Source organism: Uliginosibacterium sp. sgz301328 (genome assembly GCF_041807905.1).
GTDB lineage: Bacteria > Pseudomonadota > Gammaproteobacteria > Burkholderiales > Rhodocyclaceae > JBGVSA01.
In genome coordinates this window covers 56,628-71,905 of record NZ_JBGVSA010000014.1, presented here as the reverse complement: position 1 = coordinate 71,905, position 15,278 = coordinate 56,628, and the positions used below count along the sequence as shown (strand labels likewise).

The following is a 15,278-nucleotide window of genomic DNA, read 5'->3' as shown; positions in this document are numbered from 1 at the left end:
GGCCAAGCGCGTCGGCTTCGCAGCCCTTATCCTCAATGACTCGGCGCCTGCGTGGCGCCGTGCGTTTGTGAGGATGTGCAATGCAAGGCTTTCGCCCGAAACTGTGGGACACGCTGTCCGGTTATTCGCGCCGGCAATTCGGTTCGGATGTATCGGCGGGCCTGACCGTCGGCGTGCTGGCCCTGCCGCTGGCCATGGCCTTCGCAATCGCCAGCGGCGCAAGTCCGTCGGCCGGCATCTGGACCGGCATCATCGCGGGCCTGCTGATTTCCCTGTTCGGCGGCTCGCGTGTGCAGATCGGGGGCCCGACGGGGGCCTTCATCCCCATCCTCTATGCCATCGTCGCCAGCCACGGCCTGTCCAACATGCTGGCCGCCACGTTCATGGCCGGCATCCTGCTCGTCGCCATGGGCTTTGCCGGACTCGGCACACTGATCCGCTTCATTCCCGTTTCGGTGGTGATCGGCTTTACCAACGGTATTGCCGTCGTCATCTTCATGTCGCAGTTGAAGGACTTCTTCGGCCTGCACATCGGCGAGGTGCCGGCGGAGTTCTTCGCGCGCATCCGCGTACTGGCCGCGGGCGCCGAGACCGCCGACCTGACCACCATCGTGGTGGCGATCGTCTCGGTGCTGGTGATCGTGGGCTGGGGCTTCATCGTCGAGCGCCTGGGGCGGCTGCACGGACGCCTGCGCGTGCTCGGCGCCTTGCCGCCGCAGTTGGCCGTGCTGCTCATCATGACACCGCTGTGCGCGGTGCTGTCGCTGCCGATCGAGACCATCGGCTCGCGCTTCGGCGGTATTCCCCAAGCCGTGCCCATGCCGGCTTTCCCGCTGCCGTCGCTCAGCAGTCTGGGGCAACTGGTTACGCCGGCCATCACCATCGCGCTGCTGGGCGCCATCGAATCACTGCTGTCCGCCCGTGTCGCCGATGCCTACGTCGATGATCGTCACGATCCGAACCAGGAGCTGATCGGGCAGGGCATCGCCAACATCGTCTCGCCTTTCTTCGGCGGTGTCGCAGCGACCGGCGCGATCGCGCGCACTTCGGCCAACATCCGGGCCGGCGGGCGCACGCCGATCGCAGGCGTGGTCCATTCGCTGACGCTGCTGCTGATCGTGCTCGTTGCCGCGCCGCTGGCGGCCTACGTACCGATCGCCACGCTGGCGGCCATCGTCATGGTGGTGGCGGTAAAGATGGGCGAGTGGCACGAATTCCGGCGCCTGCGCCAGTTCTCATGGAACTACCGCATCATCCTGCTGGCGACCTTCGTGCTGACGGTGCTTTTCGACCTGACCGTGGCAGTCGAGATCGGCATGGTGCTGGCGAGCCTGTTCTTCATCTACCGGATGCAGAGCCTCACCATGGTCGAGCCGGTTGATGTGCCGGCCGCGCGCAGCGAGGTGCGTGCCTGGGCTATCCGGGGCTCCATGTTCTTCGGCGCCGTGGCCAAGCTCGAGCGCCTTTTCGATCCGCAACAGGTCAGCACACGGGTCGTGATCTTCGACCTGCACCGGCTGCTCAACATCGACACGACCGGGATCGATTGGCTCGCCGGCGTGCAGCGCACGCTTGCCAAGCGGGGTACGACGCTCGTGCTGTGCGGGCTCGAAATGCAGCCTCGGTCGATTGCCATGCGGTCCGGTCTGTGTGCCCAGGTCGAAATGATCAACGTCTGCGACGACCTGCCGGCGGCGCTGCGTCGGGCCGACGATATCCTGGACCGCAACTGAAGGCCGCCGCCTTTGATGGGCGGGCGGCGGCCGCAGGCGCGCTGCTTATAGTTTGGTGATCGTTTTGACGTCGATCTCCACCGAGTTCCAGTCCTTGTCGACCTCGCCTTCGATGCGCACGCGATTCTGCGGCGTGACGCGCTGACCGTTCCAGCGTCGGTCATCGACGTCGACTGTGATGGTGCCGGAGCCGTCGCGGAACAGGTACTTGTCGCGGCCGAGGCGCTGCTCGATACGCCCTTCGAGTACGACGAAGGTGTCGTCGCGAAGCGAGCGCGCCTGTTCAACGGTCGTCAGGCTGGCCGTTGGGCCGACGAAGCCGCCGGCGGCCGGCGTTGTGGCTGGATCGCTGAAACCGCCCTGTTGAGCCCAAGCGGTAGAACAAGCGGCGGCAAGGCATGCGACGATCAGGCGTTTCTTCATCATCTTGATTCTCCTCTGAAGGTTGCTCGGCGCCGAAGGCGCTCCACTCAGTCAGTGGCGTTCGCGCGGCAGGAGTTCCGGCAATGTGGCAGAGCTTTGCGGTGTATCCTGTCCGGCCCCGGACGAGGAAGAAGCCCATGGAACAACCCCGCATATCGCGCCACCTGGTCATTCGCGGCCGTGTGCAGGGTGTGGGCTTTCGCTGGACCATGCAGCGGCAGGCCGAAGCGCTGGGGGTGGACGGCTGGGTGCGCAACAAGCGGGACGGAACGGTCGAGTCCTTGGTCTGCGGCCCCCAACAAGCTGTTGCGGCCATGATCGACTGGGCCATGCACGGCCCGGCAGGCGCGAAGGTGGAAGAAGTAGAGGTCGAGGACTCCACCGAAATCGCAACAGGTTTTACCCCGGCGGCGACACTTTGATGTCTGTGCAACTATCTTTCTGATAGCCAAAACCAATCGAACTCGATTTGACCTTTAGCCTGCAGGGTCGCCATAATCGTTCTTCCCCGCAACTATACGGAGTCGTAACATGGCCGTCCTCGTTGGTAAGAAAGCACCCGATTTCACCGCGTCCGCTGTCCTCGGCAACAACGAAATCACGGACATCAAGTTCTCTGAAGCGGCTCGTGGCAAGTACGCCGTGGTCTTCTTCTACCCGCTGGACTTCACCTTCGTGTGCCCGTCCGAGCTGATCGCCTTCGATCACCGTCTGGACGAGTTCAAGAAGCGCAATGTCGAAGTGTTCGGCGTTTCGATCGACTCCCAATTCACGCACCTGGCCTGGAAGAACACCCCGGTCGAGAAGGGCGGCATCGGCAAGGTCGGCTACACGCTGGTTGCCGACGTGAAGCACGAAATCGCCAAGGCCTACGACGTTGAATCCGAAGGCGGGGTGGCATTCCGCGGCTCGTTCCTGATCGACCGCGACGGCGTCGTGCAGCACCAGGTCGTCAACAACCTGCCGCTGGGCCGCAACATCGACGAAATGATCCGCATGATCGACGCCCTGCAATTTACCGAAGAACACGGCGAAGTCTGCCCGGCCGGCTGGAAGAAGGGCGAGAAGGGCATGACCGCCTCGACCGACGGCGTGGCCCGCTACCTGGCTGAAAACGCCTCGTCGCTGTAACCCGACGCGCAGGCGCACCTCGCGCCAGCCTCCGAACGGCACCGGCCGCACGACCGGTGCCGTTTTCTTTTGCATCCATTCAAGTATTAATCCAACGCTGCCGTTGATTGGTCTGCGTTCGGAATGCGGCCGACCGCCCTGCGCCCGGAGCTCGTCCGGCGCACATCGACGGCAGGCCGGCCTGCGACCGTCCGGTCCGACATACCCGCACCGTTTGATTTGAATAGCGCGCTCGGTCCGGCCTTCTCCGGCGATAGACGCGTACGGAGACTCCGTCCATGGCGGTTCTGCAGCATCGCTTGTCCCGCTTTGCTCGCACCCTCACGATCGGTGTGCCGTGCGCCCTGTCGACCGCGCCTGCCCTGGCACAACTGGGCGAGGCGCAAGCCGCGCTGTCCTCTCTGGGCGGCCTGATGCTGGTGGCCGTGATGCTGGTGCTGCTGGCGGCGGTATGGCTCTACAAGCGGCAAATGCACCGCATGGCCGAGCGCACCCGGGCACTGGCCCTGTCCGAAGAACGTTTCCGCGTCATCGTCGAAGGCACCAACGTGGTTGCGTGGGAATACGACATCGGCGCGGATTGCTTCACTTACGTATCCGCTCCGGGCGAAGGCTTGCTCGGATTCCAGATCGAGGACTGGAAGCAGTCGGGTTTCTGGCGCTCACGCCTGCACCCGGACGACCGCGACGCGGCCATGGCATTCCTGCGTCGCCAGCTCGTCGCCGACGCGCCACACGACTGCGAGTACCGCATGCGGCACGCCGACGGTCACGTCATCTTCGTGCGCGATCTGCGCTCTCCGATTGCCGCCGGCGGCCATGTCATGGGCATGCGCGGCATCTTTGTCGACATCACCGCGTACAAGGCGTCCGAAGCCGCGCTGGAAGACTCCGAGGCGCGATTCCGCAGCGCCTACGAACAGGCCGCCGTAGGCATGGCCTTGTGCGCGATCTCCGGCCGCTTCGTGCGCGTCAACCCGCGTTACTGCGACATCACCGGCTACACCGAAAAGGAACTGCTCGAACGCGATTTCCGCGAAATCACCTGGCGTGAGGACGTCGAAGGCAACGATCGCCTGCTCGACGGGCTGGTCATTGGCAACAGTGCCAAGACCTCGATGGAAAAACGCATCCGGCGTCCCGACGGCAGCGTTGTGTGGGTCAATCTTTCGATTGCGCTGGTCAAGCCGGCGCAGGGAGGCGCCAGTCACTTCATGGAAGTGATCGAAGACATCACCGCCCGGCGGCATGCCGAATCCGAACTGCGCGAGAGCGAAGGGCGCATGCGCTCGATTCTCTCGGCCATGAATGAAGGCGTCATTCTCCGCAATGCCGGCGGCGACGTGATCGTGGCCAATGGCGCCGCGCGGCGCATCTATGGCGTTGCGCCCGGCGCGGCCCTGCCGCCCTTGCACGACGCCGGCACGCGATACCTGCGCGAAGATGGCACCACCTGTCCGGTGGAAGAGCTCCCCAGCTTCCACGCCATGCATACGGGCGAGTCGCGCGCCGGTACGGTCGGCATCGAACGCGGCGACGGCTCGCGCGTCTGGTTCGTCTCGCGCGCCGAACCCCTGCAACGGGATTCGCGCACCGGACTCTATCCGGTTGTCCTGACGCTCAACGACGTGACCGGTCAACGCCGTGCGGAAGAAGAACTGCGGCTCGCTGCGACGGTGTTCGACAACAGCATCGAAGCGATCATGATCACCGATGCGCATCGCCATATCCTGTCGGTGAATCGCGCCTTCACCGATCTGACCGGATACGAGCCCGCGCAGGTGTTGGGCAATACGCCCGTGCTGCTGGCGGCCACCTCAGCGAACGACAGCGCGCAGTACGACGACATCTGGCTGCGTGCGGCGCAGGCCGGCGCGTGGCAGGGCGAAACCTGGCAACGGCGGCGCGATGGATCGGAGTTCCTCGAGTGGCTGTCGGTGTCGGCGGTGTATGACCCGCGCGGCCAGATCACGCATTTCGTCGCGGTGTTCTCGGATATTACAGAGCGCAAGGCCAGCGAGGCGCGCATCGCCTACCTCGCGCACCACGATCCGCTGACCGAACTGCCCAACCGCACGCTCTTCCAGGATCGTCTCGAACAAGCGTTGGCACGCGCCGAGCGGCATCACCAGCGCGTGGCCTTGTTGTTCCTCGACCTGGATCGCTTCAAGACCATCAACGATTCGCTCGGGCACCTTGCCGGCGATCGCCTGCTGCAAGCCGTGTCGGGCCGTCTCAAGGACTGCGTGCGCACGACCGACACCATCTGCCGCCAGGGCGGGGACGAATTCATCATCGTGCTCGCCGATGTCGGCGACCCGGAAACGCCGGCACGCGTCGCTGACAAGATCCTGCGCTGCCTGTCGGAGCCGTTCGACATCGATGGCCATCGGCTTGGCACATCGTTTTCCATTGGTATCGCCATCTATCCGGACGACGGCCGCAGTGTCGACAGCCTGATGAAGAACGCCGACACCGCGATGTATCACGCCAAGGAGAACGGCCGGAATACTTATCGCTTCTTCACCGAGGCGATGAATGCCAATGCGCTCGAACGCCTGCATCTCGAAAGCCAGTTGCGCCAGGCGCTGGAGCGGGGCGAATTGCTGCTCAACTACCAGCCGCAGGTCGACCTCGGCACAGGCGCCATCCTGGGCGCCGAAGCGCTCATCCGCTGGCAGTCAGAGGCGCTCGGATTCGTGCCGCCGGGCCGCTTCATTCCCATCGCCGAAGAGTCCGGCCTCATCGTGCCGATCGGGCGATGGGTATTGCGGCAGGCCTGCCTGCATGCGCGCACCTGGCAGGATGCGGGGCTCGCGCCGGTCGGCGTGGCGGTCAATATCTCGGCACTGCAGTTCGCCCGCGACGACATCGTGACGGCGGTGAGCGAGGTGCTGGCCGAAACCGGGCTGGCGCCGGAGCGGCTCGAACTGGAACTGACCGAATCGCTGCTCATGCATCAGGGCGACGAAGTGCTCGACACCATGCATCGGCTCAAGGCGCTCGGCGTGCGCCTTTCCATTGACGACTTCGGCACCGGATATTCGTCGCTGTCGTACCTCAAGCGCTTTGCCGTAGACCGGCTGAAGATCGACCAGGGGTTCGTGCGCGACATCGCCGATGACCCCGATGACGCCGCCATCGTCCGCGCCATCATCCAGCTCGGGCGCAGCCTCAAGCTGGACGTCATTGCCGAGGGGGCGGAGGCGCGCGCGCAGGTGGACTTCCTCCTGCGTGAGGGTTGCCGCAAGGCGCAGGGGTATTTCTTCTGCCCGCCCGTGACGCACGACGTCTTCATGAGCGTGCTGCGACGCGGTCTGGGGGCCCGCCAGAATGAACATCGTGCGCTGATCACCCACTGATCGCGGCCGGTGTGCGGCCCGGTGCGCTAGACTGGCGCTCCCCAAGGAACATGCCCGTTGATGTCCGCCCCCACCAAAACGCTCCGAGAACGCATCTTTCACGCCGTCTGCTTCGAGGTCGGCGTGCTGTGCGTGGCCTCACCCCTGTTCGCCTGGATCATGGATGTGCGGGTGGTGGACATGGGCATTCTCACCATCGCCATCGGGCTGATCGCCATGGCGTGGAACATGATTTTCAACGCACTGTTCGAACGCGCGGAGTCGCGCTTCGGCCTTCGTCGCACACTCATCGTGCGCATCTGTCATGCCGTCCTGTTCGAACTGGGTCTGTTGCTGGTGGCAGTGCCGCTGGCCGCGCTCTGGCTGAACATCGGCATGGTGCCGGCCTTCTTGCTGGAGGTCGGCTTTGCCCTGTTCATGCTGCCTTACACGGTGATCTTCAACTGGCTCTACGACACCTTGCGCGCATTCGTCATGCAGCGGCCATCGCGCGAGACGAGCTGATTCAGTCTTGCTGCGCCGTGTCTGCGTCGGCAACTGCGCGACGCAGCGCGGGCGGCGGCGTGATGCCCATCGACACATAGATCGCCGTGAGCTTGTCGACGCCGATGTTGGCCGGGCGTACCCAGTCGGTCGGCACGTACAGCAGGCCTCCGCCGATCGGTACCGGCGCTGTGGGCACCAGCACGGCGCAATAGGTGCGCCCGTCGAGTTCGATCGGTTCGGGGTTGGGCATGAGTGCCAGCACTGCAACGCCGTCGCCGCCAAAAAAACACCACACCGGACTCATCGCTGCGATGTCGGCTTCTTCTTTCTGGTCGAGCAGGCCGACGAAGCGGTCGGCCATGTTGTAGAGGCCGCCGATCAGGGGCAGCCGCCGCAGGGTCAGATCGATGAGGCGCGTGAGCGGGCGCTTGAGGCTCGAGCGCACCGCCAGCCCGAGCGGATAAAGCGCCACCGCCAGCAACAGCGTGCCCAGCAGGTAGGCCGCCAGCCGGCTGTCGGCGAAGGGGTGACCCAAGGCGGCAAAGACGCGACCGACGATGCTCTCGGGCCCGATGAACCGGTTGAGCAGGCTGATGACCCAGCCTATCAACGCCAGCGTCAAGGCCAGCGGCAAGAGCGCGACCAGGCCGGCAAGCCAGGTGCGGAAGATCGAGTCGAGGCTTTTCTTGAACATGGGCGGGGCGTGATGGAGGAGGCCTGCCGATGATACGCATTCGGCGGCCTCGCGCCCATGAGACCGTCAGACCGGGTTTTCGAGTTCGGGCGGAATGCCACCGTCAAGCCGGTAGTCCTGCCGCAGGATATTGCCTGCCTGCCAGCGTTGCAGCAGATGTCCGGACCGCAGCGGCGGCCACTTGGCGGCGATTTCTTCGGCATGCTCGCCGGCGGAATCCTGGGGCCGGTAGCCGATCAGTTCGGCCGCATCGCCGTCATACCATTTGACCGGGTTGTTCGACACGCCATTCACCACGGCAAAGCCGACGGCCGGTGCGGCAATGGCGCAACGTACCAGCTCGCACAGGTCGCGGTGGCTTAGCCAAGCCGCCAGCGCACGCTGCGATTTGGGTTGCTCGGTGCAACTGCCGATGCGCAGGCAGATGGTCTCGATGCCGTGGCGATGCCAATAGAAACTGCCCACCAGCTCGCCGAAGCCCTTGGTGGTGGCGTAAAGACTGTCCGGGCGCATCGCCATGCCCGGGGTGACGCATTCGGTGCTTTCGTAATAGCCAGTGACGTGGTTGCTGCTGGCATACACCACGCGGCGCACGCCATGTGCGAGCGCCGCGTCGTAGAGGTTGTAGACGGCGAGCACATTGCTGCGCATGAGCGGATCGAAGCGTTGCTCGTGCGATGCGCCGCCCATGTGCACGATGAGATCGACGCCTTCGAGCAGTGTGTCGAGCGCGCCGCGATCGGCCAGGTCGCAAAGCGTGGATTCTTCGCCTTCGACGGGGGCTTCGGGCAATGGTGCGATGTCGGTCAGGCGCAGGACCTTTGCCTGCTCGCGCAGGCCGGGGCGGATGATGCGCCCGAGATTGCCTGCTGCGCCGGTGAGCAGGATGCGGCCGATCTTGTGTGACACGGATGTTTCCTCGCGCGGCTATGTTGCCGCTTATCGTTGAAAGGGGTGTGGTGCCTGGTGGGTGCGAAGACCGCTAGCCCAGGCGTTCGAAATCGTCTTCGTCCAGCTCCCGCCATATGCCCTGCACGCGTCCTTCGATGGGGCGATAGCGTCGCTTGTAGTTCATCTTGTCGCTGTCGCGTATCCAGTAGCCCAGGTACAGGTACGGACGGCCGAGTTGCCGGCACGCTTCGATCTGCCACAGGATGCTGTAGGTCCCGAAGCTCGCGCGCGGCATGTCCGGATCGTAGAAGGTGTAGACGCTGGACAGTCCGTCGGACAGGCAGTCGATGATCGACACCATGCGCAGCACCGCGCCTTCACGGAATTCCACCAGTCGCGTGTCGACCTGGCTCTGCAGCAGGAAGTGCGTGTACTGCTCGCGGCTGTCCTGGTCCATGCCGCCGCCGGCGTGGCGCGACAGTTGGTAGCGCTGGTAGAGCTGGTAGTGCTCCTCGCGGAAGGTGAGTGGCAGTTCGCGCGCGCTGAGCCGGGCGTGCTGGCGCCATGCGCGGCGCTGGGCGCGGTCGGGGTCGAAGCGCTCGACGTTGATGCGCACCGGCACGCAGGCGTTGCAGGCATCGCAATACGGCCGGTAGGTGAATACGCCGCTGCGCCGAAAGCCGCCGCGAACGAGCTCGCCATACAGCACCGTGTCGATCATGTGGCTCGGCGTAGCAACCTGCGAGCGCGCTGTGCGCTCGGGCAGGTACGAGCAACTGTAGGGGGCGGTCGAATAGAACTGCAGGAAGGCGTACGGAAGGTCTTTCAACAGTGACATGTGCTGCTCCACGTTGACCGCTTTGCCAAGCCCGGCAGGGTCGTGCAAGTCCGTTGTTCAGGTTCGTTCAGGCGCCGGTGCATCGGTGCGCCAGTCGCGTCGCAAGGCATCCACCGGCCAGCGCTGCGGGCGGGCATCGACCTCGGTCCAGCGTTCCAGCGCGGCGATGAACACATCGCGGGGGATTTCTCTCCCGCCCAGCGATGCCAGGTGTGGCGTCGTCATCTGGCAGTCGATGAGGGCGTAACCGCGATCATGCAAACCGCGCGCCAGATGCGCGAAGGCCACCTTGGACGCGTCGCTCACGCGGTGGAACATCGATTCACCGTAGAACACGCGCCCGATGGCCACACCATAGAGTCCGCCGACCAGCTCACCGTCGAGCCATGTTTCGACGCTATGCGCCCAGCCTAGTTCATGCAACTGGCAGTATCCCTCAGTGATTTCTGATCCGATCCAGGTGAGCCGCTCCCCGCCTCGCGGTGCGGCACATTCGTCCATGACGCGGCGGAAGGACGTATCGCAGCGCACTTCGAACTGGCCGCGCTCCAGCGTCTTGCGCAGCGAGCGCGTGATGCGCAGTTCGGACGGAAACACCACCATGCGCGGATCGGGGCTCCACCACATGACCGGCTCGCCTTCCATGAACCAGGGGAAGATGCCCTGCCGGTAGGCGGCCAGCAGCCATTCGGGCGTGAGCGTGTCGCTCAGCGCGAGCAGGCCGTTGGGCTCCTTGAGCGCGCGGCGGGCGGGCGGGAAATGAGGGGTCGTGAGCCAGGGCAGCATCAGGCGTTGAACGCTACCACTTCATCCACCGCGAGGCGAATGCCGATGGTCTCGCCCACGCGATGCGCCTGGTGGCTGGGCAGCAGTGAGAGCACCTTGGCGCCGCTGGCGAGGCGCAAGGTGTAGAGGATTTCGGCGCCACGGAACGCGCTGTGCTCGACGCGCGCCCGAAGCGGGCTGGCCGCGTCATGCACGACGTCGTCGGGGCGCAGCAGCACTTCGACCCGCGTGCCCGAACCGAAATCGCCGCCGTGCACGGCGGGCGAGCCCAGTTCGATATCCACCCGCGCATCCGCACGGGCCGTCCCGGGTAGCAGCACGCCTTGCCCCACGAAGTCGGCCACGAAGCGATTGGCGGGGCTGTGATAGAGATGGTGAGCACCACCCCATTGCTGCATGCGGCCTTCGTGCATGACGCCGATTTCGTCGCACATGGCGAACGCTTCGTGCTGGTCGTGCGTGACCAGGATCGCGGTGGCCCCTGCCGTGCCGAGAATGTCGCGCACTTCGAGCGACAGGCGCTCGCGCAGATCGACGTCGAGATTGGAAAAGGGCTCGTCCAGCAGCACCAGCCGCGGATCGGGTGCCAGCGCCCGGGCCAGCGCCACGCGTTGCTGCTGGCCGCCGGAGAGCTCATGCGGGTAGCGCCCGCCCTGTCCGCTCAGGCCGACCAGCCGCAGCATCTCGGCCTGTCGCGCTTTCTGTGCCGCCGCATCCAGACGGCGCAGGCCGAAGGCCACATTGTCCGCCACCGTCAGGTGTGGAAAGAGCGCGTAGTCCTGGAACACCATGCCGATGCGCCGCCGCTCGGGGGCCACGTGCACGCCATCGGCGGCCAGCGTATCGCCATCGAAGAAGATGCTGCCGGCGCGCAGGCGCTCAAAGCCTGCGATGGCGCGCAGGATGGTCGTCTTGCCGCACCCGGATGGGCCCAGCAGGCAGGCGATGGTGCCGCGCGTCAGCGCGAAACTGGCGTCGTGCACGACGTCGATGGCGCCGTAGCCGAGGCGCAGGGCGTGGGCGGAGAGGATGGGAGATGACATGAAGGCTGCCGGCGGGATTCTTGATCAGGCTCAATTATAATGATTCTCATTGGACGTCCGTCGGGCGTCGTGCAAGCGATTCATTTTTCCGCCCATCCCGCAATTGACCTCCGCTCAGCAAACCCTGCCGGCCACTGCCGCCGCATCGCCCAAGTCTGCCCCTTTACGTCTGCCGTCCGCCCTGGCCGTTGCCGCCGCCGTGGTGGCTCTGCTCATCGCCGTGCCCGTGCTGGCCGTGGCGTCGAGCCTGTTCAGTGGCGGCACGGGCGAAGTCTGGAGGCACCTGCTCGACACCGTCCTGCCTCGCTACCTGACCAACACATTGATCCTGTGCGCTGTCGTCGGCATCGGCGTGGCGGTGATCGGCGTGGGCACGGCGTGGGCGACGACCATGCTGGAATTCCCCGGGCGGCGTTTCTTCGACTGGGCGCTGATCCTGCCACTGGCCGTGCCGGCCTACATCATGGCCTATGTCTATACCGACTTTTTCCAGTTCGTCGGCCCGTTCCAGACCTGGCTGCGCGACACCTTCGGCTGGACGCGGGCGGATTACTGGTTCCCCGACGTGCGCACACTCGGTGGCGCGTGCGCCATGTTCATCTTTGTCTTCTACCCATACGTGTACATGCTGGCGCGCACGGCCTTCCTCGAGCGCGTGGGCGCCATGCTCGATGCCGGGCAGTCGCTGGGTTTGTCACCGTGGGCGAGGTTCTGGCGCATTTCCTTGCCGCTCGCCCGGCCCGCCATCGTCGCCGGGCTGGCGCTGGTCATGATGGAGACGCTGGCCGATTACGGCACGGTGCAGTACTTCGCCGTACAGACCTTTACCACCGGCATCTACCGCGCGTGGTTTTCGCTCGGCGATCGCGTGGCGGCGGCGCAACTGGCCACCGCCCTGCTGGTGGTGGTGGCACTGGTTCTGCTGCTGGAACGGGCCTCGCGCGGACGCGCCCGCTATGCGGGGGGTGGCAAGCATCGACCGGTGCGTCGTTCGCAGCTCGGTCGCATCGGCGGCTGGTCCGTGACGGCGGCCTGCGCGTTGCCGCTGTTCTTCGGTTTCATCCTGCCTGCCGGCCTGTTGTTGCACATGGCAATCACGCAGGGCGACGCCCAGTTCGGCGAGCGTTATTTCCGGCTGGTGCGCAACAGCGCATTGCTGGCGGGCGTGACGGCGGCGATCGCGGTGCTGCTGGCATTGGTGCTGACCTACAACGCACGTGCGACGCGCTCGAGGCTGGCAGTGTTCTTCAATCGCGTGGTGGGGCTGGGCTACGCAGTGCCGGGGGCCGTCATCGCCGTCGGCGTGCTGATTCCCGTGGCACGGCTCGACAACTGGCTGGCCGCGACGATCCAGTCGCTGACCGGCCACAATCCGGGTCTGTTGCTGACCGGCGGCATCTTTGCGCTGGTGTATGCCTACCTGGTGCGTTACCTCACGGTGGCGTTGCAGGGCGTGGAAGGCGGGCTGCTCAAGGTTACGCCGAATATGGACGATGCCGCCCAGAGCCTGGGGAGTTCGCGCGCGGACGTCATGCGCCGGGTGCACTGGCCGCTCTTGCGCGGCAGCCTGTTGACCACGGCCTTGCTGGTATTCGTCGATGTAATGAAAGAGTTGCCCGCAACGCTCGTCATGCGCCCCTTCAATTTCGACACGTTGGCGACACAGGCCAATATCCTTGCTTCGGACCAACGACTGGCCGAGGCGTCCACGGCATCCCTCACGATCGTTGCGGCTGGCCTGCTGCCGGTGATCGTGCTGTCGCGGCGGATCACGGCCTCGCGCTGAAGCGACCCCTTGCGTGCCATCAAGCTTGTATGGCACCCATGATTTAGAATCTCCGGGCTTATGCGGCTGGCATCGGTCGCTGTAAATTCCGGAGAGATCCATGCCCCGTCATGCCTTGCGCTGCTGCCTCGCCGCGGCCGTCGTTTTTTCCCTTGCCGCATGCGGCGGTGACGATCACAGCGAAGACAATCCATTCGGCGGCAACTCGTCGTCGAGTTCGTCGTCTTCGTCTTCGTCGTCATCCAGCGCCAGTAGTTCGTCGAGCAGCAGCAGTTCTTCCGCACGCAGTTGCCCGGCCGATTATTCCGCCATAACGCTGAGCGAGAGTAGCCTGGCCAATGCCGACATATCCGTCACCAGCAGCGACGGCGTAGCCAAACTGACCGTCCACACGCCTACTTCCGGCATGGGCAATCTCAAGCTCTGCGTCGGTGCCGCGCCTGAATCCGTACTGCCGGCATCCGGTGGCGCAAGCATGAATTACGAAGTCATCGCCGAGGGCAATTTCGCCGCGCTGGCGAACAGTTCCATCACGTTCCGCTACACGGCACAAGGCACGGTGACAGTGAGGCAGCTATCGCGCCTGTCGGCCGATGGCCGCTACGAGAATTTCGTGAGGTCGACGCTGCAGGCCAATGCAGCGGCGACTTCGGGCGGCGGGTATGTCCTCACCCTGGGAGAGGCGCAGCCGGGCCTCTACATGACCGACAATCCATGACGTCTCATCACCAGACAAAAGAACGGCTCCCGATGGAGCCGTTTTTTCTTTGGATGACCGAAAGCTCAGCGGTCGATCAGACGCACAGGCACTGGCCCAGTTGGGTGTTCAGATCGCGGCCCTGCAGCTTGGTGTAATCCTTGTCCAGCCGGTTCGACACCATCGATGCGGTGGGCGGATCGAGTTCGGAATTGAGCATGCCCATGAAGCTCGGTGGCGCGACCAGCACGGCGCGCTTGTAGTCGCCGCGACTTCGTCCCATCTGGAGGTCGCGCGCTAACTCGTGGGCAAAGCCCTGCGTCGCGGCGCGGGTCGGTTCCCCGCGCCGATCGGACCGCCCAAGTGGGTCGAATACCTCGATTTCCGGAGCGGCGGCCTTTTCCGTGACCAGTTCGATGCCCTTGTTGGGGCCATGGTTGGCAAAAATACGCGCGGTGCGGGCGTTGGCAACGACAATCCAGGTGGTCGACATAGGGAAAACCTCCGATGAAGTGCATGAAGACCTGCGCAGTTTTGCACTGGCAGAACTTTCACCATAGGCAGGGATTTCAGTGGACACAAATGTGTCACGGCGCTTTGTTGATGTGTCCCGGATCCTGTCGGTAGAACAGCATAAGCTGTTGATAAATAGATGGATATTCCGACAGAAGTCGTTGCGGATCGGTGAAGAAGACTTCACTCAGCACGGCGAAGAATTCCGCGGGATGCTCGGCTGCGTATGGGTCGATCGCCGTCTCCGAGCCATCCTCTTCGGCCTGGTCGACCTTGTCGCAGAAATCATCGAAAGCGGCTTCGAACGCGTCGCACCAGTCGTCGATCGACATGCCCGAATGCAGCGGCGGCATGCCGTCGGCTCCACCGGAAAGCTGGTCGAGTTTGTGGGCAAACTCGTGTACGACGACCTGGGCGCCGGCGTAGTCGTCAGGGTTGTCGAACCAGGTGAGGATCACCGGGCCGCCGTCCCATGATTCGCCCAGCGCCTCTTCGTCGTATTCATGCAGCAGGCCGTCTTCATCGACGGTGCGGCGGGGGATGACAAATTCCCCCGGGTACACCACGATGCCGCTCCAGCCGTCGTACGACGATAGTCCGAGCTTCAGGATCGGCACGCAGGCTTGCAGGGCGATCGAAAGGCGTACGACGTTGTTCGGTTCGAATCCGCGAGCGCCGGAAAAGACCTTGCGATCCAGGAACTCCAGCGCCATCTTGCGTAGGTCGAGCCGCTCGGCCGCGCTGAGATACGACAGCCACGGCAGGGCCGATTCCACCTCTTGCCAGAGGGTTTCGGGGACATCCGGGCGCGGTGCGCGCCGGAATAGACTCTTCAGACCGAACATGAAGCGAACGCGTGTTGTTTGCGACCCCATAGGGTAGCGTGGCCGCCGCG

15 protein-coding genes are annotated in these 15,278 nt (G+C 64.6%); 7 read left to right on the top strand and 8 right to left on the bottom strand.

The features are described 5' to 3' along the window. The first annotated feature begins 80 nt into the window (after positions 1–80). Positions 81–1,733: a SulP family inorganic anion transporter gene (locus ACDA63_RS12270; RefSeq protein WP_373663539.1), complete on the top strand. Its 1,653-nt coding sequence runs from the start codon at positions 81–83 to the stop codon at positions 1,731–1,733. A 45-nt stretch (positions 1,734–1,778) separates the two neighbouring features. On the opposite strand, the gene ACDA63_RS12265 is transcribed toward ACDA63_RS12270, so the two are convergent. Then, the gene (locus ACDA63_RS12265; protein ID WP_373663538.1) at positions 1,779–2,159 is read right to left on the bottom strand and encodes a YgiW/YdeI family stress tolerance OB fold protein; all 381 of its coding nucleotides are present in this window, start codon (positions 2,157–2,159) and stop codon (positions 1,779–1,781) included. Positions 2,160–2,293: 134 nt separating this feature from the next. Between ACDA63_RS12265 and ACDA63_RS12260 the strand changes: the two genes are divergently transcribed. The 4 genes from ACDA63_RS12260 to ACDA63_RS12245 all read left to right on the top strand — a co-directional run bounded on the left by ACDA63_RS12260 (position 2,294) and on the right by ACDA63_RS12245 (position 7,153). Continuing rightward, a complete protein-coding gene (locus ACDA63_RS12260) occupies positions 2,294–2,578 on the top strand; it encodes an acylphosphatase (protein WP_373663537.1) in 285 nt (94 codons plus the stop codon). A gap of 109 nt (positions 2,579–2,687) precedes the next feature. Then, positions 2,688–3,287, top strand: coding sequence for a peroxiredoxin (locus tag ACDA63_RS12255; RefSeq protein ID WP_373663536.1), 600 nt, complete (start codon positions 2,688–2,690; stop codon positions 3,285–3,287). A 278-nt stretch (positions 3,288–3,565) separates the two neighbouring features. Next, on the top strand, positions 3,566–6,649 hold the full coding sequence (locus tag ACDA63_RS12250; RefSeq protein WP_373663535.1) for an EAL domain-containing protein: 3,084 nt from the start codon (positions 3,566–3,568) through the stop codon (positions 6,647–6,649). 60 nt (positions 6,650–6,709) lie between these two features. Then, on the top strand, positions 6,710–7,153 hold the full coding sequence (locus ACDA63_RS12245; protein WP_373663534.1) for a multidrug/biocide efflux PACE transporter: 444 nt from the start codon (positions 6,710–6,712) through the stop codon (positions 7,151–7,153). A gap of 1 nt (position 7,154) precedes the next feature. On the opposite strand, the gene ACDA63_RS12240 is transcribed toward ACDA63_RS12245, so the two are convergent. The 5 genes from ACDA63_RS12240 to ACDA63_RS12220 form a co-directional block, all read right to left on the bottom strand. Beyond that, entirely contained in the window at positions 7,155–7,829 is a 675-nt protein-coding gene (locus tag ACDA63_RS12240; RefSeq protein ID WP_373663533.1) for a DUF502 domain-containing protein, read from the bottom strand. Between the two features lie 66 nt (positions 7,830–7,895). Next, positions 7,896–8,738 carry an NAD-dependent epimerase/dehydratase family protein gene (locus ACDA63_RS12235; RefSeq protein ID WP_373663532.1) on the bottom strand — a complete coding sequence of 281 codons (843 nt, stop codon included), beginning with the start codon at positions 8,736–8,738 and terminating at the stop codon, positions 7,896–7,898. 73 nt (positions 8,739–8,811) lie between these two features. Continuing rightward, positions 8,812–9,552, bottom strand: a complete 741-nt coding sequence (locus ACDA63_RS12230) for an arginyltransferase (protein WP_373663584.1) — start codon at positions 9,550–9,552, stop codon at positions 8,812–8,814. A gap of 63 nt (positions 9,553–9,615) precedes the next feature. Continuing rightward, a complete protein-coding gene (aat, locus tag ACDA63_RS12225; protein WP_373663531.1) occupies positions 9,616–10,344 on the bottom strand; it encodes a leucyl/phenylalanyl-tRNA--protein transferase in 729 nt (242 codons plus the stop codon). Beyond that, on the bottom strand, positions 10,344–11,387 hold the full coding sequence (locus tag ACDA63_RS12220) for an ABC transporter ATP-binding protein (RefSeq protein WP_373663530.1): 1,044 nt from the start codon (positions 11,385–11,387) through the stop codon (positions 10,344–10,346). The genes aat and ACDA63_RS12220 overlap by 1 nt, the downstream gene beginning before the upstream one ends. A gap of 169 nt (positions 11,388–11,556) precedes the next feature. Here ACDA63_RS12220 and ACDA63_RS12215 point away from each other — a divergent pair, with 169 nt between their 5' ends. Both ACDA63_RS12215 and ACDA63_RS12210 read left to right on the top strand, forming a co-directional pair. After that, entirely contained in the window at positions 11,557–13,173 is a 1,617-nt protein-coding gene (locus tag ACDA63_RS12215) for an ABC transporter permease (protein ID WP_373663583.1), read from the top strand. Positions 13,174–13,273: 100 nt separating this feature from the next. Next, positions 13,274–13,891 (top strand): hypothetical protein, encoded by a 618-nt coding sequence (locus ACDA63_RS12210; RefSeq protein WP_373663529.1) that lies wholly within the window; start codon positions 13,274–13,276, stop codon positions 13,889–13,891. 76 nt (positions 13,892–13,967) lie between these two features. Here ACDA63_RS12210 and ACDA63_RS12205 read toward each other — a convergent pair whose 3' ends face one another. Together ACDA63_RS12205 and ACDA63_RS12200 are read right to left on the bottom strand one after the other, a co-directional pair. Then, positions 13,968–14,363 carry a host attachment protein gene (locus ACDA63_RS12205; RefSeq protein WP_373663528.1) on the bottom strand — a complete coding sequence of 132 codons (396 nt, stop codon included), beginning with the start codon at positions 14,361–14,363 and terminating at the stop codon, positions 13,968–13,970. Between the two features lie 94 nt (positions 14,364–14,457). Further along, positions 14,458–15,228, bottom strand: coding sequence for a zinc-dependent peptidase (locus ACDA63_RS12200; RefSeq protein WP_373663527.1), 771 nt, complete (start codon positions 15,226–15,228; stop codon positions 14,458–14,460). Positions 15,229–15,278 lie beyond the last annotated feature (50 nt).